This window comes from Devosia submarina (assembly GCF_003056345.1).
In the GTDB taxonomy this organism is placed as follows: Bacteria; Pseudomonadota; Alphaproteobacteria; order Rhizobiales; family Devosiaceae; genus Devosia; species Devosia submarina.
The window spans coordinates 419,043-438,128 of sequence record NZ_PYWB01000001.1; the positions used below are offsets into that span (position 1 = coordinate 419,043).

At 61.7% G+C, this 19,086-nt stretch carries 22 protein-coding genes; 17 read left to right on the forward strand and 5 right to left on the reverse strand.

The genetic code is table 11. The features are described 5' to 3' along the window. The first annotated feature begins 157 nt into the window (after positions 1-157). From DDE77_RS01880 to DDE77_RS01910, 7 genes are all read left to right on the forward strand, one after another. A complete protein-coding gene (locus DDE77_RS01880; protein WP_108395718.1) occupies positions 158-1,351 on the forward strand; it encodes an ABC transporter permease in 1,194 nt (397 codons plus the stop codon). Then, entirely contained in the window at positions 1,348-2,283 is a 936-nt protein-coding gene (locus tag DDE77_RS01885) for an ABC transporter ATP-binding protein (RefSeq protein ID WP_108395719.1), read from the forward strand. Before DDE77_RS01880 ends, DDE77_RS01885 begins: the two co-directional genes overlap by 4 nt. Next, complete coding sequence (locus DDE77_RS01890; RefSeq protein WP_108395720.1) at positions 2,280-3,023, forward strand: ABC transporter permease; 744 nt, start codon at positions 2,280-2,282, stop codon at positions 3,021-3,023. The genes DDE77_RS01885 and DDE77_RS01890 overlap by 4 nt, the downstream gene beginning before the upstream one ends. A 53-nt stretch (positions 3,024-3,076) precedes the next feature. After that, positions 3,077-4,078, forward strand: coding sequence for an asparaginase (locus tag DDE77_RS01895; protein ID WP_108395721.1), 1,002 nt, complete (start codon positions 3,077-3,079; stop codon positions 4,076-4,078). A gap of 65 nt (positions 4,079-4,143) precedes the next feature. Next, complete coding sequence (locus DDE77_RS01900; RefSeq protein WP_108395722.1) at positions 4,144-5,592, forward strand: helicase HerA-like domain-containing protein; 1,449 nt, start codon at positions 4,144-4,146, stop codon at positions 5,590-5,592. Positions 5,593-5,594: 2 nt separating this feature from the next. Further along, positions 5,595-6,158, forward strand: a complete 564-nt coding sequence (locus tag DDE77_RS01905; protein WP_157959605.1) for an LOG family protein — start codon at positions 5,595-5,597, stop codon at positions 6,156-6,158. A gap of 170 nt (positions 6,159-6,328) precedes the next feature. Further along, the gene (locus tag DDE77_RS01910; protein WP_157959606.1) at positions 6,329-6,832 is read left to right on the forward strand and encodes a hypothetical protein; all 504 of its coding nucleotides are present in this window, start codon (positions 6,329-6,331) and stop codon (positions 6,830-6,832) included. Here the strand turns inward: DDE77_RS01910 and DDE77_RS01915 are convergent. From DDE77_RS01915 to DDE77_RS01925, 3 genes are all read right to left on the reverse strand, one after another. Further along, entirely contained in the window at positions 6,829-7,374 is a 546-nt protein-coding gene (locus tag DDE77_RS01915; RefSeq protein WP_157959607.1) for a response regulator, read from the reverse strand. The two genes, DDE77_RS01910 and DDE77_RS01915, sit on opposite strands and share 4 nt — an antisense overlap. Before the next feature lie 158 nt (positions 7,375-7,532). Then, positions 7,533-8,138: a superoxide dismutase gene (locus DDE77_RS01920; RefSeq protein WP_108395726.1), complete on the reverse strand. Its 606-nt coding sequence runs from the start codon at positions 8,136-8,138 to the stop codon at positions 7,533-7,535. Positions 8,139-8,211: 73 nt separating this feature from the next. After that, positions 8,212-10,308: a S9 family peptidase gene (locus DDE77_RS01925; protein WP_108395727.1), complete on the reverse strand. Its 2,097-nt coding sequence runs from the start codon at positions 10,306-10,308 to the stop codon at positions 8,212-8,214. Between the two features lie 214 nt (positions 10,309-10,522). Between DDE77_RS01925 and DDE77_RS01930 the strand changes: the two genes are divergently transcribed. The 10 genes from DDE77_RS01930 (at position 10,523) to DDE77_RS01975 (ending at position 17,902) form a co-directional block, all read left to right on the forward strand. Beyond that, the gene (locus DDE77_RS01930; RefSeq protein WP_108395728.1) at positions 10,523-12,859 is read left to right on the forward strand and encodes a putative monovalent cation/H+ antiporter subunit A; all 2,337 of its coding nucleotides are present in this window, start codon (positions 10,523-10,525) and stop codon (positions 12,857-12,859) included. Further along, a complete protein-coding gene (locus tag DDE77_RS01935) occupies positions 12,856-13,281 on the forward strand; it encodes a DUF5957 family protein (protein ID WP_108395729.1) in 426 nt (141 codons plus the stop codon). Before DDE77_RS01930 ends, DDE77_RS01935 begins: the two co-directional genes overlap by 4 nt. After that, on the forward strand, positions 13,281-13,658 hold the full coding sequence (locus DDE77_RS01940; RefSeq protein ID WP_108395730.1) for a Na+/H+ antiporter subunit C: 378 nt from the start codon (positions 13,281-13,283) through the stop codon (positions 13,656-13,658). Before DDE77_RS01935 ends, DDE77_RS01940 begins: the two co-directional genes overlap by 1 nt. Then, positions 13,658-15,196, forward strand: a complete 1,539-nt coding sequence (locus tag DDE77_RS01945; RefSeq protein WP_108395731.1) for a proton-conducting transporter transmembrane domain-containing protein — start codon at positions 13,658-13,660, stop codon at positions 15,194-15,196. Before DDE77_RS01940 ends, DDE77_RS01945 begins: the two co-directional genes overlap by 1 nt. Further along, complete coding sequence (locus DDE77_RS01950; RefSeq protein WP_108395732.1) at positions 15,193-15,672, forward strand: Na+/H+ antiporter subunit E; 480 nt, start codon at positions 15,193-15,195, stop codon at positions 15,670-15,672. Before DDE77_RS01945 ends, DDE77_RS01950 begins: the two co-directional genes overlap by 4 nt. After that, entirely contained in the window at positions 15,669-15,962 is a 294-nt protein-coding gene (locus DDE77_RS01955; RefSeq protein WP_108395733.1) for a cation:proton antiporter, read from the forward strand. Before DDE77_RS01950 ends, DDE77_RS01955 begins: the two co-directional genes overlap by 4 nt. Next, a complete protein-coding gene (gene mnhG / locus DDE77_RS01960) occupies positions 15,962-16,306 on the forward strand; it encodes a monovalent cation/H(+) antiporter subunit G (RefSeq protein ID WP_108395734.1) in 345 nt (114 codons plus the stop codon). The genes DDE77_RS01955 and mnhG overlap by 1 nt, the downstream gene beginning before the upstream one ends. A 127-nt stretch (positions 16,307-16,433) precedes the next feature. Next, entirely contained in the window at positions 16,434-16,856 is a 423-nt protein-coding gene (locus DDE77_RS01965; protein ID WP_108395735.1) for a Ros/MucR family transcriptional regulator, read from the forward strand. A gap of 205 nt (positions 16,857-17,061) precedes the next feature. Next, positions 17,062-17,415, forward strand: a complete 354-nt coding sequence (locus tag DDE77_RS01970; protein ID WP_108395736.1) for a helix-turn-helix domain-containing protein — start codon at positions 17,062-17,064, stop codon at positions 17,413-17,415. Then, entirely contained in the window at positions 17,402-17,902 is a 501-nt protein-coding gene (locus tag DDE77_RS01975; RefSeq protein WP_157959608.1) for a DUF6456 domain-containing protein, read from the forward strand. The genes DDE77_RS01970 and DDE77_RS01975 overlap by 14 nt, the downstream gene beginning before the upstream one ends. On the opposite strand, the gene DDE77_RS01980 is transcribed toward DDE77_RS01975, so the two are convergent. Both DDE77_RS01980 and DDE77_RS01985 read right to left on the reverse strand, forming a co-directional pair. After that, positions 17,899-18,324: a SufE family protein gene (locus DDE77_RS01980; RefSeq protein WP_108395738.1), complete on the reverse strand. Its 426-nt coding sequence runs from the start codon at positions 18,322-18,324 to the stop codon at positions 17,899-17,901. The two genes, DDE77_RS01975 and DDE77_RS01980, sit on opposite strands and share 4 nt — an antisense overlap. Before the next feature lie 171 nt (positions 18,325-18,495). Then, positions 18,496-18,777, reverse strand: a complete 282-nt coding sequence (locus tag DDE77_RS01985; protein ID WP_108395739.1) for a hypothetical protein — start codon at positions 18,775-18,777, stop codon at positions 18,496-18,498. Positions 18,778-19,086: the final 309 nt, after the last annotated feature.

Genomic DNA, 19,086 nt, shown 5'->3' on the forward strand with positions numbered 1-19,086 from the left:
GGGATGGATTGCCCGGACAGACCGGGCAATGACGGCCAACGGAAAGGCTGGTCAGTCGTACTAGATTGATTTCCGCCTCGTCATCACCCGGCTTGTCCGGGTGATCCACCTTGTGCTTCGGTGAGGTGGACGACCCGCTGACCGGACCGGAGACTTGATGAGCATAGCCGGGATTTCGCCACTCACTGCACGCACGGGCTGGTTCAAATTGGACAAGCTGGGCGTTCTGATCAGCCTGGTGGCCCTTGCGGGAGCTTGGCTGCCCTTTGTGCTGTTTCGGGCCAATCGCATTGTCCCGGGGGATCCTCGCCCGGTAACGGAAGCTCTCCCCGGCCCATGGGCGGCCCTGCTAATTACGGTGCTGCTGGTGGGATTGCTTGCCGCGCTGTTTCGGGTGGCGCCGGGGGTCAAGCTCATAATGGGCCTTGTGGTTCTTGGCAGCCTCTTTGTTCTCCTGGGCCTGTCGGCCAACTTCCTGACCCCGGACAGCGATAGCTTTGCCCGGATTTCGCCGGGGGCGGGGTTTTGGCTGTTGCTTTTGGCGTTCGCCTTGCTTGTGACCGATGCGCTGGCGCGCCTGCGATTAAGGCCCTGGGTTCGGATCGCCATTCTCCTGGGCGTTGTGGGGGCAATGGTGCTGCTGTTGGGGAGCGGCAGCTTCAACCAGGTTTCAACGCTCAAGGAATATGCGACGCGTGCACCCGCCTTTTGGTCTGAGGCGCGCACGCATCTGGCGCTGGCCTTTGGCTCGGTGGCGTTGGCAAGTGTAGTGGGTATCCCCCTCGGCATCTGGTGTTTTCGGATCAAGCGGGTGCGCGCGGCCGTTTTGAACCTGCTTAACATGGTTCAGACCATTCCCTCCATTGCTCTTTTCGGCCTCTTGATTGCGCCGTTGGCCTGGATGGCGGCCAACATTCCGGGAGCCTCGGCACTGGGTATTTCGGGCATTGGCACGGCGCCCGCGCTGGTGGCGCTGTTTGCCTATTCGCTGCTGCCGATCGTTTCCAACACGCTTGTGGGCTTGCTCGGGGTACCGCCCGCGGCGGTCGATGCCGCCATGGGAATGGGAATGACGGGGCGGCAGCGCTTGTTGGGCGTGGAACTGCCACTCGCCTTTCCCGTGATCCTCACGGGCATCCGGATCGTACTGGTGCAGAATATCGGCCTTGCGACCATTGCCGCCCTGATCGGGGGCGGGGGCTTTGGCGTCTTTGTGTTTCAGGGCATTGGGCAAACGGCCATGGACCTTGTGCTGCTGGGGGCGGTACCGACGGTGGTGCTGGCCTTTGCGGCGGCCGTGGTGCTGGATGCCCTGGTGGAAACAACGTCCCGCGGAACGCGTAAGCCATGATCGAGATCGACGAGATAACCAGGCGCTATGACGGCGAGGACGTGGTGGATCGCGTGAGCCTCACCATCCAGCCGCGCAGCATCTGCGTGATCGTGGGAACGTCCGGATCGGGCAAGACCACGCTGATGCGCATGATCAACAAGCTGGTGGAGCCCAGTTCCGGCCAGATCCGCATAGATGGCGAGGACATTGCCGGCATTCCGGCCTATGAGCTGCGCCGGCGGATCGGCTATGTGATCCAGGGGCATGGCCTGTTTCCCCACCGCACGGTCGGGCAGAACGTGGCGACAGTGCCCAAGCTTTTGGGCTGGGAAAAGCGGCGAACCGAGGAGCGCGTGGACGAACTGCTCCAGCTGTTTCAGCTCGATCCAGCGCAGTTCCGCAATCGGCTACCCCATGAACTCTCGGGCGGCCAGCAGCAGCGCGTGGGCGTGGCGCGGGCGCTGGCGGCAAAGCCTAATATCCTGCTAATGGACGAGCCTTTTGGAGCGCTGGATCCGGTGATCCGCGCCAAGGCGCAGGAGGATCTGCTGGCGATCCAGCGCAGGTTCGGCACAACCATCGTGCTCGTGACCCATGACATGGAGGAAGCGATCCACCTTGGCGACACCATTGCCGTGATGGATGGGGGCAAGCTCTTGCAGAGCGCTGCGCCCGCCGAGATCATCCGCAATCCGGCGACGCCCTTTGTGGCCGAACTGATCGGCACGAGCGAGCGGCCCTTTCGGCTCCTCTCGCTTGGGCGGGTGGCCGACCATTTGGAGCCCGGCCATGCAGAGGGCGAGGCGATCGATGCCGCGGCGTCCCTGCGCGATGCCTTTGCCGAATTGTTGTGGTCGGGCCGGTCGGCGCTCCCGGTACGGAGGGATGGGGAGATCGTTGGGCAGGTGACGCTTGCCGCTTTGTCCCGGCTGGCGGCACGGCCGCAATGAGTTGGGGCAATCTCGTTCGGCTGCTCGCCCTGGGAGTGCTAGGCGTGTTTTTGGCCTATCCCGAGGCGTTTGCGGGCTTTTTCAGCTTGTTCACCAAGAACAACCAGCCCGCGATCTATAATCAGGGCAATTTGTTGGACATCACGCTCAATCATCTCCTGATTGTGGGTGCGGCGACGCTGGCGGCAACGCTGATTGCGGTTGGGCTGGCGATCATCGTGACGCGGCCCTTCGGGGCGGAGTTCCTGCCTGTGTCGCGCTCGCTGGCCAATGCGGGGCAGACATTTCCGCCGGTGGCCGTGCTAGCATTGGCAGTTCCGGTACTGGGTTTCGGGACTGCGCCGACACTGGTGGCGCTGTTTCTTTATGGCCTGCTGCCCATTTTCGAGAACACGCTCACCGGGCTCACCAATCTGCCACCGGCCGTGACCGATGCGGCAAGGGGCATGGGAATGACCGGTTGGCAGCGGCTGGTGAAGGTGGAACTGCCGCTGGCGCTGCCGGTGATTTTGGCCGGGGTGCGCTTGTCCACGGTGATTTCGCTGGCGACGGCGACGATCGGGTCGACGGTGGCGGCGCGGACGCTGGGCGAGGTGATCATTGCCGGGCTGCTCTCGGGCAATACAGCCTTCGTGCTGCAGGGCGGGCTGGTGGTGGGGGTGCTGGCGGTGCTGATCTATGATGGCTTGGCGGCGCTGGAGCGGCGCTTGACGGGGCGAATGGGTCGCCTGCCGAGTTGACTTTTGCCCTTCCGCGCTGTCTTGGGGATGGGCTGGACCCGGAGTGTTTGCCTATGGACGCCAATCCCATTCTTGCCGAGACCGTGCGGGGCAATTGGGTGGAGAACCGCCATCGCGGTGCCTTTGCCCTGGTGGCGGCCGACGGAACGATCATCGCTTCGGCTGGCGATATCGAGCGGCCTGTTTTTCCGCGCTCGGCAATCAAGTCCATGCAAGCCTTGCCCATCTTTGTGCGAGAGGCGGAGGGCAAGTTCCACCACACGGACGAAGAGCTCGCGCTGGCCTGTGCGTCGCACCATGGCGAGGATGTGCATGTGGCGACGGCCGAGCGCTTGCTGATGCGGATGGGGCTTTCGGCGGCCGATCTGGAATGTGGCGCGCACCAGCCCACCAATGCAGCGGCGCGGGAGGCCTTGCGCGCTGCGGGCCGGGAGCCCAGCCCCTTGCACAATAATTGCTCGGGCAAGCATTCGGGCATGCTGAGCGTGGCGCTGGCCATGGGCGTGCCGACAAAGGATTATGTGAGCCGCGAGCACGCGGTGCAGCGCGCCGTGCGCGAGGCTGTGGAGGCGGTGATCGGCGAGCCTTTGCGGGAGGATCGCTGCGGCACGGATGGCTGTTCCATTCCGACCTTTGCCGCGCCGCTGCGCGCTTTTGCCTTTGGCTTTGCCCGTATGGCGACGGGGCAAGGGATTGCGGCTGAACTCGCGGCGGCAGCGCAGCGCCTGTTTGATGCAGCGACGCGCCATCCCCATCTTGTTGCGGGAACCGGGCACCCCGATACCCGGATCATGGAAGCCTTTGGCGGCCGCCTCATGCAAAAGGTGGGCGCGGAGGGCGTGCAGTGCGGCGCTATTCGCGACAAGGGCTGGGGTTACGCCATTAAATGCGACGACGGCAATATCCCGGCGTCGCAGGCAATGCTGGCCTCCTTGTTGTTGCAATATGCAGAGCCCGACGCAAATCAGCGCAAGCTGCTGGAGGGCTTGGCCAATCAGCCCATTCGCAGCGTGCGGGGGGCTGAGATTGGTGTGTTGCGAGCTGTAGCGCCCTAGCTACCCGGCTTGTCGGGAGCCGCAGGCTGGCTATAACGGGCGGTGTGAACATCAGCAGGTAACTCATGCTCGTGGACGGCAAGATCTTTTTGGGCGTGAGCGACCGCGCCGAATATTTGGCACTCCGCTTCGGCAATCGCCACGGCTTGATTACAGGCGCGACGGGCACGGGAAAGACAGTGACCCTGCAGGTTCTGGCCGAGGGTTTTTCCCAAGCCGGGGTGCCGGTCTTTGCCGCTGACATCAAGGGCGACCTTTCGGGCATCGGCAAGATGGGCGTGGCGCAGGATTGGCAAAACGCGCGCGCTCAAGAGATTGGCTTTGGCGACTACAGAAGTGAAATCTTCCCGGTGATCTTCTGGGATCTGTTCGGGCGCCAGGGGCACCCGATCCGCGCGACGATCTCGGAAATGGGCCCGCTCCTGCTGAGCCGCATGCTGGAGCTCAACGACACGCAGGAAGGCGTGCTCAATATCGCCTTCAAGCTGGCCGATGACGAGGGTCTGCTTCTGCTCGATCTCAAGGATCTTCGGGCGCTGCTGGTCGAGGTGCAGGGCCGGGGCAAGGAGATTTCAGCGCGCTATGGCAATGTCAGCGCCGCGTCGATCGGCGCCATCCAACGGGCGTTGCTGGTGCTGGAGCAGCAGGGCGCCGAGAGCTTTTTTGGCGAGCGGGCGCTCGAGATTGCCGATCTGATGCGAACGGATCGCGATGGCCGGGGCATGGTGTCTATCCTGGCAGCGGACGAGTTGATGCGGTCGCCCCGGCTTTACGCAACCTTTTTGCTCTGGATGCTCTCGGAGCTGTTCGAGGAATTGCCTGAAGTGGGCGATGTGGACCAGCCCAGGCTCGTGTTCTTTTTCGATGAGGCGCATTTGCTGTTCGACGACGCCCCCAAGGCGTTGGTAGACAAGGTCGAGCAGGTGGTGCGGCTGGTACGGTCCAAGGGCGTCGGCGTTTACTTCGTGACGCAGAACCCGGTGGATGTTCCCGAGACTGTGCTGGCCCAACTGGGCAATCGGGTGCAGCACGCGCTGCGGGCCTATACGCCGCGTGAGCAGAAGGCCGTCCGCGTGGCGGCAGAAACCTTCCGGCCCAATCCTGCTTTTTCGACGGAAGAAGCGATTACCCAGCTGGGCATAGGCGAGGCGCTGGTTTCCGTGTTGGAAGACAAGGGCGTGCCATCCATTGTTGGGCGGACAATGATCCGACCGCCTTCGGCACAAGTGGGGCCGCTGTTGCCTGACGAGCGCCGGTCGATCATTGCGCGTTCGCCCGTGGCAGGGCTTTATGACACGCCAATTGACCGTGACTCTGCCTTTGAGGCACTGGCTCGCAAGGCGCGCCAGCGGCAGGACGAGGCCGAGCACGCAGCAGAGCCAAGGCCCAGGCGCGCATCGAACCGGCAGACGCCGGCGGAAGCAGCGATGAATTCCTTGGCTCGCACGGTAGCCAACCAGGTGGGGCGTGCCTTGGTTCGAGGCATTCTAGGTAGTTTGAGGCGCGGGCGATGAGTATGAGTGAAGCCAGGATGAACGCGCCGGTGCTGGCGGTCTTTGCCTCGGACAAGGGGCCCGGCGATCCTGAACGCGCCTCGATCATGAGCCAGGCGGGCACCTATTTCGCGCGCCGGGGTGCGTCCATCATCACGCTGGCGGAGAATGGCGTTATTCCTGTGCCCCTGATTACGGCCGCGCGGACGGCCGGTGGGCAGGTCCAGATCGTGGGCGATCCGACGATCATGCTGCCCGCAGCGCTGCGTGACGTGACGCTGGAAAGTCTTGAGCAGAATCAGGATCGGCTAGAGCGCATTGCGACCAGTGCCGACGCTTTCGTCGCTTTGCCGGGGTCGCTCGCTTCGGCGACAGCGCTGTTTGGAGCGTGGACGGCGGCCAAGGCGCAGGGGCGCAATCTGCCGGTGCTCATGCTGAACCGGCACAAGGCCTTTGAAGTCTTGCGCGGCTATGCGGCCGATGTGCTTTCTCCCGGGCTGCCGGGCTATGACAAGGCCGTGCAGTTTTCCGACACTATTGAAGATCTCTGGAGCCGGCTCAGCCGACTGCTTGGCGAACAGCGCTGAACGGTGGGATCGTTTCGCTCCGGCGTACGTTCTGGGGGAAATCCCTGGAGAGTGTCGCTCCATGCATTTGTCGCCTTAGCTTAGACCCAGGGGCTTTGCCTGCGCTTTGGAAGTGCAGAGCCTTCCGGTCAAGCCTGAGGGTGACGAGCGGTGGAAGAGGAGACTAGGTCGTGCGAAATCGGGTCTTGCTTGCCGTTGGATTTGTGTTGGCCGCGTCCATGCCCGCCATGGCTCAGGACGCTGATTGGGCGCGTTATGTTGATCCCCAGTTCGGGTTTTCGGCGGATTTGCCCTATGGCGCCTTTGAGCCGCTGGCGGAAGATGGCTCTGGCGGGCTGACGCTGGGGGAAGTAGGGGGCAGCGGGCAGATCAGCATCTATGGCGGCGATGCCAATGGCCTCACGCTCGATCTGTTCGCCGAGCGGCTGACGTCGGGCAATGAAGTGCGCAGCATCACCTATCGCGCCGAAGGCAATAGCTGGTTCGTCCTTTCGGGGTTCTATGAGCCCGAAACCGGTGGCGAACCGCTTATCTTTTACACCAAGGTCTTGTTGTCGGCAGATCGCCAGACCTTCTCGGCTTTCGAGATCAGCTATGATGTCGAAGAGAAGGCGCGCTACGACAGGCTGGTCGACCGGATCGAAGACAGCTTCACCCGCCCAAGGCCGAGCTAGCTGTCGAGGAGCGGCAATTGCTGCCGGCGACGATCGGGGAAAAGCGGGATGACATTGTCTGTCTCGCGCCGAGCAGGCACTGGCTGCGGCGCAGGCATGGTGATGCGGTTGCGCCGCTCGGGACCACGATAGCCGCCCAAAACACCGACCACGCTACGCGTACGCAGGCGGGCTTGGATGCGCTGCAGCAAATGGCGCGGCGACATGGGCTTGATTAGAACTTCATCAATGCCGGCGCTGATCGCCTGGTGCCGCATAGGCGGAGTAATCACGCGGGTGAGGGCGATCACCGGCACTTCCTGGGACAGCAATTCCCCATTGAGCCGGATGGCCTCAACCATTTCATAGGCCGGGCGCCCTTCGCGATCGAAATCGCAGACCAGGACGTCCACGCGTGCCAGGCGCATATACGCAATCAGCGCCAGTTCGCTGTCGAACTGGCGAACCTTGAGCCGTGAGTCGCCAGCAACAACCATGGCCAGCAGCGCCGTAAGCGCTGGAGTGGCGGCAATGATTGCAACGACTTTGGACGGTTCAGACACGCAAGGCACCTCGATGGTAAACAAAGGGTTACCACGGGCGAGTGCTGCGTAGAAGTACCCGTTGAATATATCGCTAATAGGCTGGGGAAATTTGCGTGGGCAGCAAAAAGCCCACCGGCTCGGAGAGCGCGGCGGGCCTGGAAGGGAGAAAGCGCGGCTTAGCGGGCTTCCTCGAACATCTGTTCGACGTGTTCCCAGTTCACGAGGTTGTCGAACCAGGCTTCAAGGTATTTCGGGCGCGCATTGCGGTAGTCGATGTAATAGGAGTGCTCCCACACATCGACGCCCAGAAGCGGCTTGCCGCCATGAACCAGGGGCGATTCCCCGTTCGGCGTCTTGGTGACTTCGAGCTTGCCATCCTTAAGCAAGAGCCAAGCCCAGCCCGAACCGAACTGGGTGGTGCCGGCATTGATGAAGTCGGCGCGGAACTTGTCGAAGCCGCCCAAGTCTTCGTCGATCTTGCTCTGCAGGGCGCCAGGGAGCTTGTTGCCGCCGCCATTGGGCTTCATCCACTGCCAGAAATGGACGTGGTTGTAGTGCTGGCCAGCATTGTTGAAGAGGCCCTGGTTCTTGCCGAAGCTGCCCTGGACAATCTCCTCGAGCGAGGCGTTTTCCAGCCCCGAGCCTTCCAGCAGCTTTTCGCCATTGGTGACATAAGCCTGGTGGTGCTTGTCGTGGTGGAACTCAAGCGTTTCCGCCGACATGTAGGGACCCAGTGCATCATAGGCGTAGGGCAGGGGCGGCAGGGTGAATTGGGTGGACATTGATAGCCTCCGATTATGGTTAGACGCTGAGGAAGATCGCCCTAAGCTATAGGCCGATTGTGACGCTGTACAATCACTTGGAGCCGAATGATCCTTCCAAACCAACGGCATTGAGCGCAAAGGCGTAGCACATGGCGGTTTCCTTGAGACGATCAAAGCGCCCCGAAGCACCCCCATGGCCAGCGCCCATGTTGGTCTTAAGATATAAAGGCGCATCGCCGGTCTTGGTTGCCCGGAGTTTGGCAACCCATTTGGCGGGCTCCCAATAGGTGACGCGCGGATCGGTGAGCCCGGCCAAGGCGAAGATTGGCGGATAGGCTTGTGCCGTCACCTGCTCATAGGGCGCATAGGAGGCGATGCGCTGATAATCCTCTGCCGACAGGATCGGGTTGCCCCATTCGGGCCATTCGGGCGGGGTGAGGGGCAGGGTGTCGTCCAGCATGGTGTTGAGCACATCAACAAACGGCACCTGCGCCAGGATGCCGGCCCAAAGGTCCGGCCGCATATTGGCGATGGCGCCCATCAGCATGCCACCCGCCGATCCGCCCTGGGCAACGATGCGGCCCTTGGCGGTGAAACCTTGCTCGATCAGCATCTCGGCCGCAGCGATGAAATCGGTGAAGGTATTGGTCTTGTTCTCGCGCCGACCCTGCGCATACCAGCGATAGCCCTTTTCCATGCCGCCACGAATGTGGGCCGTGGCGTGAATGAAGCCGCGGTCCACCAGCGAAATGGCTGAGATGGAGAAGGACGCGGGCATGCTCATGCCGTAGGCGCCATAGCCGTAAAGCAGGGCAGGAGCCGAGCCATCGAACGGTGTGCCCTTGCGGTAAAGCACGGTGACGGGGACCTGCTCGCCATCGGGGGCGGTGGCAAAGACGCGGCGGGTCTCGTAGTCATCGGGGTTATGGCCGGAGGGAACTTCCTGCTCCTTGAGGAGCGTCCGCGTGCCCGTTTCAAGATCCACATCATAGGTGCGCGAAGGCGTGGTGGGAGACGAATAGGTCAGCCGGAACACGGAGGTGTCGAACTCGTAGCCGACGGACATGCCCAGCGAATAGGCTTCTTCGTCGAACCCGACGATTTCCTCGGTGGCGGTGCGCAGATCGCGCACGACAATGCGCGGCAGGCCCTCGAAACGTTCAAGCCGCAGCATGTGGTTCTTGATGACGATGAGGTCGAGGATCAAGACGCCTTGCTGGTGCGGTACGAGGTCCGTCCAGTTCTCGGCGGCCGGATTGTCAACGGGCGCCGTCACGATCTTGAAGTCCTCGGCGCCATCGGCATTGGTGCGGATGTAAAGCAGCCCATCGCGCTCATCGATGTCGTACTCGCGTTCCGGCAGCCGGGCGTCCACGAGGCGCGGCGGGCCGCCCAGTTCGGCATCGATCAGCCAACACTCCGAGGTCTGGTGGTCATGGGCGTCGATGACGATATATTTGTCGCTCAGCGTGCGGCCGACGCCAACGAAAAAGCCGGGGTCGGATTCTTCGAAGATGATGGGATCGTCAGTCTGATCAGTGCCGATGGTATGCAGACGCACGCGGAAGGGGCGGTGGTTGTCGTCATATTCGGTGTAGTAGATGGCCGATGAATCCTGGTTCCAGACATAGGAGCCAGCCGTGTCGCGGATGATCTCGGGGCTGTCAGCTCCCGTTTCGGTGTCGCGGACAACGATGTCATAATATTCCGAGCCTGCCCGGTCTGCGGCCCAAGCGAGATAGCGGTGGGAGCGATCGTGCTCCGCTCCGGCAAAGCCGAAATAGCCCTCGCCTGCCTCGGTGTTGCAGTCCAGAAGAATGGTCTCGGGGCCACCCTCGCGCGCCGTGCGCACGATCAGGGGGTATTGCTGGCCTTCCAGCATGCGCGAATTATAGGCGAAGGGACCGTCGGGCGAGGGGATGCCGCTGTCGTCTTCCTTGATGCGGCCGCGAATCTCTTTGTAAATGGTTTCCTGCAAGTCGCTGGTGCGACTTCCGAATTCAGCCTCGAAGTAGTCGTTCTCGGCTTCCAGATAAGCCCGGATCTCACCATCCAGCGCCCCGGGCTTTTGCATCACCTCCTGCCAATTGGATGCGCGCAGCCAATGATAGGGGTCCTCACGCGTTTGGTTGTGGAAAGTGGCGGTGTGCGGCCGGCGCGCGGCGAGGGGAGGCTTGGACTTGGTCATGAGGCAATCCGAAGGGTGAGGTGCCCTTCACATAAGACGCGGGTTCCCACAAGGAAAGGGGCCGGACCAAGGCTCGCAGGAGGCTTTTCCCCATAAGCTGGCCCGGTTGGGCCGATTTGGCTTGTCCACCCGGCTCGACTCGTTAAGGTCCGCGGGACAAATTCCGCGAAAAGAATCGGAACGGGGACAGTTGGGAACAGGGCTGGACACAAGCATGGCGCTCGTGGCGATAGCGCCGTTTCTGGCGGCTGCGCTTGCGCCACTGGTGCAGCGCTGGGCCGGTGGTTTGGCCGGCTGGGTGCTCGCGCTTGTACCTGCTGCGGTGTTCGTCCTTCTTCTTGGCTTTGTCGAGCCGGTGGTGGCGAACGGGGCCGTGCCGGTGCGGTTTGCGTGGGTGCCCGAGCATGGGCTCGACCTGTCCTTCTGGGTGGATGGACTGAGCCTGACTTTTGCGCTGACCATTTCAGGCATTGGCGCTCTGATCGTGCTTTATGCGGGTTCCTACCTCAAGGGGCATGTGCATCTGGGGCGCTTCCAGGCGTTTCTCCTTGCCTTCATGGGCTCCATGCTTGGCCTGGTTCTGGCCGACAACATGGTCGCGCTGTTTGTGTTCTGGGAACTGACGGCGGTCACCTCGTTCCTGCTGATCGGGTTCGACCATTGGCGCCAGGCGGCGCGGCGTGGCGCAATCCAGGCCATTGTTATCACCAATATAGGCGGCATGGCGCTGCTGGTGGGAATTATCGTGCTGCATCAGGTCGGCGGCGCCTGGGATCTGAGCGCGATGCGCGCGGGCGGTTCCCTTGTGCGCGAGAGCGGCTTTTATGGCCCGATCTTGCTGTGCATTCTTCTCGCGGCCTTCACCAAATCGGCGCAGGTGCCGTTTCATTTCTGGCTGCCCAACGCCATGGAGGCTCCGACGCCCGTTTCGGCGTTTCTGCATTCCGCCACCATGGTGCAGGCGGGGGTGTATCTCCTGGCGCGCATGACGCCAATTCTGGGCGGCACGGAGATTTGGAGCATTGTCCTTGTGGGCTTCGGCGGCGCGACGCTGCTTTGGGGCGCCCTTGCTGCGCTGCGCCAAACCGATCTCAAGCAGATGCTGGCGCAAACGACGCTCGCTTCCCTAGGGCTTCTGGTTCTGCTGATCGGGCTGGGCACGGAAGCGGCGATCGCGGGCATGGTGCTCTATTTCGTGGCCCATGCGCTTTACAAGGCCGCGCTGTTCATGGTCGTGGGGGCGCTCGACCATGAAACCGGCACGCGCGACCTGACCCGGCTTAGCGGCATGGCTGACCGCATGCCCGTGACCTTTATTGCCGCGGCGCTCGCCGGTTTTGCCATGATCGGGTTGCCGCCGACATTGGGCTTTTTTGCCAAGGAAGAAATGCTCCTGGGCGCCTTCGCGCCGCAATGGCTGCAGACGCTGGCGCTGGTGGTGTTGATCCTGGGCAATGCCCTGCTTGCCACGGTCGCGGCCATTGTGGCGATCAAGCCGTTTCTGGGCATTGTGGGGCCAACGCCCAAATCGGCGCATGAGGCACCATTGCCCATGCTGGTGGGGCCAGTGGTGCTTGGCGCTTTGGGGATCGTCGCGGCCCTTGTGATCGACCAATTCGGCACGCTGGTGCTTGAGCCTGCCGCTTCGGCCCTATTGGGGCATCATGTGGAAAGCCATCTCGCCTGGGCGATCGATTGGCGTAGTCCCATTATCTGGCTATCCGCACTGAGCTGGACGCTGGCTGCGCTGGTGTATTGGCAGATCGACAAGGTTCGGACCATGTTGATCCGGATGCACCGGGCGGTGAACTGGACGGCCGACAATGCATTCGATGCGGTGATGTTCGCGCTGATCCGGTTTGCCGGGACAACAACGCGGCTGCTTCATCACGGCCGGCTCGAATTCTACCTTGTTGTGGTATTTGCCATGGTTGCCCTTGCCTTGCTGGTGCCGACAATCGGCATGGGCGGATTGAGCGCCATCACTATCCAGGACTGGACCAGCATTGGCCTGCACGAATGGGTTGTTCTGCTTCTGGCGGCAACGGGCCTTGTGGCAGTGCTGGGGGCGCAGAGCCGTCTCGTGGCCATTCTGGCGCTGGGCGTTCAGGGTGTGGCCGTCGCGTTGATCTTCCTCCTGTTTGGCGCGCCCGATCTCGGATTTACCCAGTTCATGGTGGAGGTCCTGTCGGTCATCATCCTTACCCTCGTGATGACGCGGCTAAGGCTCGACGAGCGGGACCCACGGCCAATGGAGGATTGGATCCGCGACGGTTTGCTGGCGCTGCTTTGTGGCGGGGCAGTGAGCCTGCTGCTGTTGCTGGTCGTGAGTGGCACCCTTGATACCAGCCTCAGCGATTTCTTTGCCGCTACCAGCGTGCCGATTGCCCACGGCTCCAACATCGTCAACGTGATCCTGGTCGATTATCGCGGCCTTGATACCCTCGGTGAAATCGCTGTGGTGATGACGGCTGCGCTTGCCGTGGTGGCGCTTTTGCGGACGCGCAGGCGCGCAGGCGAAACCTTTGTGCCCAAGGACGGTGAAGCATGAACACCATCATCTTCCGCACCGTTGCGCCGCTGATCGTTGGCACCATGCTGGTGTTTGCGGTTTATATCTGCCTGCGCGGCCATAATGAGCCCGGTGGCGGGTTCATCGGCGGGCTGATTGCGGCGTCGGCCATTGCAGTTCTGGGTATGTCGTGGGGGCGTGACGCGGCGCGGCGCGCCTTGCGCTTCGATCCGCTGACAATTGCGGCAGCGGGCGTGGTGCTGGCGGGAAGCTCGGGCCTTTTGTCCCTTTTCACCGGCAATGCCTTCATGACCAGCATTTGGCTTTACCTTGAGATGGGCGGCGCCGAAGTGCCTCTGTCCACGCCTTTGTTCTTCGATATCGGGGTTTTCATGGTGGTTCTGGGGTCCATCTCGGCCATTGGCCTTGGACTGGAAATCGATGATGGCGAGGGCTTGTGATGGATTCCGCACTTGCTCTCCTCGCTGGCCTGTTTGTCGCCGCCGGCATCTATCTTCTGTTGTCGCGGGCGCTGATCCGCATGCTGATGGGTGTGCTGGTTCTGGGAAATGGCACCAATCTGCTGATTTTCACCGCCGGTCGACTGGCGCGGGATGGCGTGCCGATTGTTCCGCCGGGCCTTGAACAGGCTGTTGGCCCCATCGCCAACCCGCTGCCACAGGCTCTGATCCTGACGGCGATCGTGATCGGCTTTGCCCTGTTCAGCTTCCTGCTTGTGCTGGTTTATCGGGCCTATCAGGTGCTCGATTGCGACGACACCGACGCCATGCGGCTCGCCGAGCCGGTTGACGCCCCCAAGCCGCCGCTGAGTTATTGATGGAAAATCTGGTTCGAACTGCAGCAACACAGGCAGCCGACTGGATCGTTGTCCTGCCGCTGGTGCTGGCGCTCCTAGGCGCGGCGCTGGCCCTGATCATGCGCAACAATGGCCGCGTGACGTTTTTCCTGGCGCTTCTCGTCGTCGGTGCCATGCTGGCCTGCGAAATAGGCTTGATCGCGCGCATCTGGGAGAATGGCCCGGTCAGCATGACCATGGGCAATTGGCTTCCGCCCTTTGGCATAAGCTTTGCGGCTGACCTGTTTGGCGCCCTTTTTGCGCTTACGGCAGCGTTTGCCGGGCTGGTGGTGATCATCTACGCGGAAACCGAGCGGACGGCTGCGGAAGGGCGCGACGGGTTTCATGCCCTGGTACTGCTCTTGCTGGCGGGCGTAACGGGATCGTTCCTGACCGGAGACCTTTTCAACCTTTATGTCTGGTTCGAAGTGGTGCTGATCGCATCCTTTGGCCTGATCGTGTCGCGCAGCAGCGCGCTGCAACTCGATGGCGCGGTCAAATACGGCTTTCTCAATTTCCTTGCCACCGCGCTGTTTCTGCTGGCCCTTGGCCTGGTCTATGGGCTTTTGGGCACGCTCAACATGGCTGACATTATCGGCAAGGCTTGGGGGGCGCATCCTGCTGCCATGACGGCCGTCGGGGCGCTGCTGCTCCTCGCATTTGGGATGAAGGCTGCGGCTTTTCCGGTCAATGCCTGGCTGCCCGCTTCCTACCATGCGCCGCCAGCCGCTGTGTCTGCGCTGTTTGCGGGCCTGCTCACCAAGGTGGGCGTTTACGCGATCCTGCGCAGCCTCGTGGTCCTTTTGCCCGGGAGCCGCGATGTGCTCGAGCCGGCAATCGCCGTTGCGGCAATAGGCTCATTGATCCTGGGGCCGCTCGGCGCGATTGCCGAAACCAATCTCCGCCGCGCCATGGGGTTTCTCCTGATCGGTGGCATCGGAGCGGCGCTTGTTGGCATTGCCCTCGCCACGCCATCCGGGATTGGTGGCACGGGCGCCTATATCTTCCACTCCATGCTGACCATGACAGGGCTTTACTTGGTCGCTGGCCTGATAGAGCGGGCAACGGGCGAAACCGACACGCGGCGCATGGGCGGGCTTTATGCTCAAAGCCCGGCGCTTTCGATCATGTTTCTTGTGCTGATCTTCGCACTGGCCGGGGTTCCGCCCTTGCTGGGCTTCTGGCCCAAGCTCTTGTTGATCGAGGCGAGCCTTCAATTCGGAGATGGGCTGGGAATCGCGCTGATGCTGGCTCTGGTGTTCAATGCCGTTCTGACGCTGATTGCCGGGACGCGACTTTGGGCGCATGTGTTCTGGCGCGACAGGGAGGAAGGCCTTAGACCAGAGAAGGCCGGATCACGAAGGCTGCGCTATGGTGCGCCAGCGATCCTTGTTGGCGTGATCATCTTCCTTGGCATCTGGCCGAACCTGTTGATTGCGGCGGCCAAGATCGGTGCATCCGATGTGATTGATCCCGCGCGCTATATCGCAGCGGTGGGGCTGGCGGGAGGCGCGCCATGAGGCAGATTGTTCTGGGCGTTGCCCTTGTCCTGCTTTGGGCCGCGATCACGGCGAACTTCTCGACGCCCAACCTCGCCCTTGGCGCATTGGTGGCGCTTGGCGCGCTTGCCTTTTTGCGCCGCTCGTTTTCCCAACCGCTCCACTTCCGTAAGCTGCGGGCCCTTCTTGGTCTTTCCATTTCCTTTTGCGTTGAACTGATGCTGAGCGCCATTCGCGTCGCCCGGGTGGTTCTGACCCCCGACCTTGATCGTGTGCTGCGGCCCGCAATCTTTGCGTTTCCGCTGGGCGTGAAGTCCGACGCCGAGATTGCAACACTGGCCAATCTGATCACCCTCACGCCGGGCACGCTGAGCGTTGATGTTTCGGACGATCGCACCATGCTTTACGTGCATGTGCTGCAACACACGACGCGCGAGGCCTTTATTGCCGAGTTGCAGAACGGGTTCGAGCGGCAGGTGCGGGAGGTGTTCGCATGACCCCGGCAGACGCCATTGCGCTGGCAAGCACCATTGCCCTGGCCATGCTCGGCCTGGCGCTGTTTTTTACCGTGTACCGCATTGTTGTCGGGCCTACCCTGGCGGACCGGGTGCTCGCGCTTGACCTGCTGACGGTCTTGGCCATGGGCTTTGTGGGCGCCATGGCGATCCGCACCGGCATTACCCTTTATATCGACATCGCCATTGCCTTGGCCCTGCTGGGCTTCCTCGCAACTGTCGCATTTGCCCGCTATATTCTTTCGCGGGCAGCATTGAAGGATAAGGGATAATGGAGGATCTCGCCATTTACCTCGGCTGCCTGCTCTTGGTGGCAGGCGCAGGCTTTTCCCTTCTGGCAGCTGTCGGCGTTGTGCGCCTGCCGGACCTGCTTACCCGCATGCATGCCGCGTCCAAGGCCGGTGCGGTGGGGGGCGGGTTGATCCTTTTGGCCGTGCCGCTGGTTGCCCTCGACGCCAGTGTTGCCCTGCGCGCAATATTGGGCGTGTTGTTTCTTTTACTTACAACGCCCGTTTCAGCACATCTTCTGGCCCGCGCCAGTCTTACTGCGCCGGACCGGGGCACCCCAATGATAAAAATAAACGAACTCGAGCGCGAAAAACGTATCAGTCCATAGCAATTGTCAGCTAGACGTTACATGTTAATCGCGCTTGATTGGCTTGCCCCAAGCAGTAAACGCACCTAGATGTTTATTACAGCCACGACTGCTTCGTTGCGGCTTGATAAGCATGGAAGGTTGATAAATGATAGATACTGCCAGTGCAGCGACTGGTCACGAGCAAGAACTGATTGAGCTAAGCACCGAAATCGTGGCTGCTTATGTCAGTCACAATGCTCTTAGCCCGTCCGATCTGCCCAAGTTGATCATGGAAGTGCACGGCGCTTTGCGGTCTTTGTCGTCCGATGAAGTGGTGGTTGCTAGCGAGGAACTCAAGCCGGCCGTGCCGGTGCGCAAGTCCGTTGCAGCTGACTACATTATTTGTCTGGAAGACGGCAAAAAGTTCAAGTCGCTCAAGCGCCATCTGCGCACGCATTATAATCTCTCCCCCGAAGAATACCGCGAGAAGTGGGGTCTGCCAGCTGACTATCCCATGGTTGCACCGAGCTATTCGGCAACCCGCTCCAAGCTGGCCAAGGACAATGGCCTGGGCCGCAAGGCCGCCTGAGTCCTTTCACGCAACGAGACGTCGCGTCCGAACCGGCTGAATTTCAGCCCCTTGCGGACCCCGGCGACAACTAAAAATTCAACCGGCCGCTCCTCGTGAGTGGCCGTTTGAACTTTTGGCGCCCCGAACTTATCCAACTTATCCCCCCAGGCTTGCCAGGCTTCAGATTATAGGAATATATTCCTGTATCTGGAGGGGTGCTGAAATGTTCGACTCGGCGCAAGCATCTGCAACAATCTATCCTGATCGCGCCATTGCGGACGTGATTTCCTTGGTCGCAAGGGAGAAAAACGTTCCCCAGCGTCTACTTACCCATCCGTCGCGCTGCCGGGCCACTGCCTCGCAAGCGCGCCATCTGGCCATGTACCTTTCCTATGTCGTGCTCGGGCGGACCCTGGCGGAGATCGGAGAAGAGTTCGGGCGCGATAGGACAACAGTCTCATATGCCTGCGCGCATATAGAGGATCTGCGCGATGATCCGGCTTTTGACGCCGAGGTGTTGCGCCTTGAAGCCTGGCTGGAAGCTGCAGATGGAGCGTCGCACCATGCCGCAGCCTGAGGAGAGTAGCCTGCTGCGGCTGGCAAGTGCGCGGGGCGGGGAGGCGGCCTTTCTGCTGCCGCATCACCTGGCCGCCGCCGAACGCCTGGAGCGGATGATCGGGCGGGCGCTGCTGAGCCCACGGCTCACCATGTCCTATGACGGCGTAAATTCGGGCCGGCGGGGCAGGGGCGGGAGCAATCATGCCGCTGACATGAGCGACACGGTGGCCGAAGCGCGCCAGAAGCTCAATATATTGGCGGGCAAGCTGCCGGCGGATTGCTGGAATGTGGTCTTTGATGTTTGTGGGCTGGGCAAGGGCCTGCAGGCGATCGAGACAGAACGGAGCTGGCCAAGACGGGGTGCCAAGCTCGTGCTGCGCGTTGCGCTCGACCTGCTTGCGTCAGAATGGGGTCTCTCGCCTCATGTGGCGAGAATGGCAGGTGCCGGCACAAGGGGATGGCTCGAGGAACGCTTGCCGCTGATCACACGAGCGGAGGCGTGTTAGCTCAGCGCCTGGGCTTCCGCGCGAATACGGTTGACCATGGCAACAAGGCCATTGGAGCGCTGCATGCCCAGATGCTCACTGAGCCCAATCTGCTTGAAAAGGGCAATGCCGTCCGTTTCGGCGATCTCCGAGACGGGCCGTCCCGAGTAAAGGGCGAGCAGGATCGCCACCAGGCCCTTGGTGATAATCGCATCGGACTGGCCACGGAAGGTGAGGGTCGTACTGCCGGCAGCGCTGTCTGCGTCCGAAACCAGCCAGACATTGGACACGCAGCCCTTGACCCGGTTTTCGGCGGTCTTTTCGCTTTCGGACATTTCGGGCAGGGCCTGCCCAAGCTCGATCACATAGTTCAGCCGCTCCTCCCAATCATCAAGAAAGGAAAGGTTTTCGGCAATGTCCTGGAAGGCTGCGGGTTCGCTCATGGCTGCTATCTAAGGTGGCTGGTGCCCGGCTGCAAGGCAAACGCAACATCCGAAGCACGGGCAATGCTCCATAAAAAGACCCCAAGCACGGGGCTGCGTGCTTGGGGTAGGGCCAGCGGAGATAGGGTTCGCAGCTTGGGGAAGCGACGCACCGCTGGGATGGGGTAGTGCCTAGCCCGCGCGATCTAGCCGCGGCCGGGGAACAGGGACCGAATTGTTGGGCGGTATGGGAGCGCCGACCGAGGGAGATGCAAGGACGGCCGCGGCCACAGCCTTGCCGCCGATGCATTCAAAGCTCGTGCATTGGATGGCGGTGACCTGTTCGGCCACGACCTGCTTGCCGGCATCCAGCGCTAGGCGCGCCACGGCATTGCCATCGGGCAGATCAACGCCCGGCTTGATCACCAGATAGGCGGCTGTCAGCCAGAACACGGATCGCACAACAACAAACATGGCGGCACCTCGGTAATTGGGCAGGTTTTTGGTCTGTAATCGGGAGGCTAGCGGGGTGCCATTAAGTCGATCTCGCGCATTTCCATAAAATTTGAATCAAATCCCTTGCACGCTGCAAAGAGGTTACACGCCTTGTTTACGCTATCAGGAAAAACCGGAGCTTCGGAAGCAGTCGGAAGCCCTTATGGGCCGCTGATTTAAGCTGCCCTTAGCTCTTGGGGAGCAGTTTGCCATCAACAAGACCCGGAACCTCATTCGGGCGGGCTCGGGTGAAACGAACCGGACCCGCGGTGCCGCGAGCACCGTCAC

Coding starts and splice junctions, on each gene's coding strand:
- DDE77_RS01920 (WP_108395726.1), bottom strand. CDS start 8,138: ATGTCCACCCAATTCACCCTGCCGCCCCTGCCCTACGCCTATGATGCA.
- DDE77_RS01885 (WP_108395719.1), top strand. CDS start 1,348: ATGATCGAGATCGACGAGATAACCAGGCGCTATGACGGCGAGGACGTG.
- DDE77_RS01975 (WP_157959608.1), top strand. CDS start 17,402: ATGCCGCAGCCTGAGGAGAGTAGCCTGCTGCGGCTGGCAAGTGCGCGG.
- DDE77_RS01980 (WP_108395738.1), bottom strand. CDS start 18,324: ATGAGCGAACCCGCAGCCTTCCAGGACATTGCCGAAAACCTTTCCTTT.
- DDE77_RS01935 (WP_108395729.1), top strand. CDS start 12,856: ATGAACACCATCATCTTCCGCACCGTTGCGCCGCTGATCGTTGGCACC.
- DDE77_RS01930 (WP_108395728.1), top strand. CDS start 10,523: ATGGCGCTCGTGGCGATAGCGCCGTTTCTGGCGGCTGCGCTTGCGCCA.
- DDE77_RS01905 (WP_157959605.1), top strand. CDS start 5,595: ATGAGTGAAGCCAGGATGAACGCGCCGGTGCTGGCGGTCTTTGCCTCG.
- DDE77_RS01880 (WP_108395718.1), top strand. CDS start 158: ATGAGCATAGCCGGGATTTCGCCACTCACTGCACGCACGGGCTGGTTC.
- DDE77_RS01965 (WP_108395735.1), top strand. CDS start 16,434: ATGATAGATACTGCCAGTGCAGCGACTGGTCACGAGCAAGAACTGATT.
- DDE77_RS01950 (WP_108395732.1), top strand. CDS start 15,193: ATGAGGCAGATTGTTCTGGGCGTTGCCCTTGTCCTGCTTTGGGCCGCG.
- DDE77_RS01945 (WP_108395731.1), top strand. CDS start 13,658: ATGGAAAATCTGGTTCGAACTGCAGCAACACAGGCAGCCGACTGGATC.
- DDE77_RS01925 (WP_108395727.1), bottom strand. CDS start 10,308: ATGACCAAGTCCAAGCCTCCCCTCGCCGCGCGCCGGCCGCACACCGCC.
- DDE77_RS01900 (WP_108395722.1), top strand. CDS start 4,144: ATGCTCGTGGACGGCAAGATCTTTTTGGGCGTGAGCGACCGCGCCGAA.
- mnhG (WP_108395734.1), top strand. CDS start 15,962: ATGGAGGATCTCGCCATTTACCTCGGCTGCCTGCTCTTGGTGGCAGGC.
- DDE77_RS01890 (WP_108395720.1), top strand. CDS start 2,280: ATGAGTTGGGGCAATCTCGTTCGGCTGCTCGCCCTGGGAGTGCTAGGC.
- DDE77_RS01940 (WP_108395730.1), top strand. CDS start 13,281: ATGGATTCCGCACTTGCTCTCCTCGCTGGCCTGTTTGTCGCCGCCGGC.
- DDE77_RS01895 (WP_108395721.1), top strand. CDS start 3,077: ATGGACGCCAATCCCATTCTTGCCGAGACCGTGCGGGGCAATTGGGTG.
- DDE77_RS01955 (WP_108395733.1), top strand. CDS start 15,669: ATGACCCCGGCAGACGCCATTGCGCTGGCAAGCACCATTGCCCTGGCC.
- DDE77_RS01985 (WP_108395739.1), bottom strand. CDS start 18,777: ATGTTTGTTGTTGTGCGATCCGTGTTCTGGCTGACAGCCGCCTATCTG.
- DDE77_RS01970 (WP_108395736.1), top strand. CDS start 17,062: ATGTTCGACTCGGCGCAAGCATCTGCAACAATCTATCCTGATCGCGCC.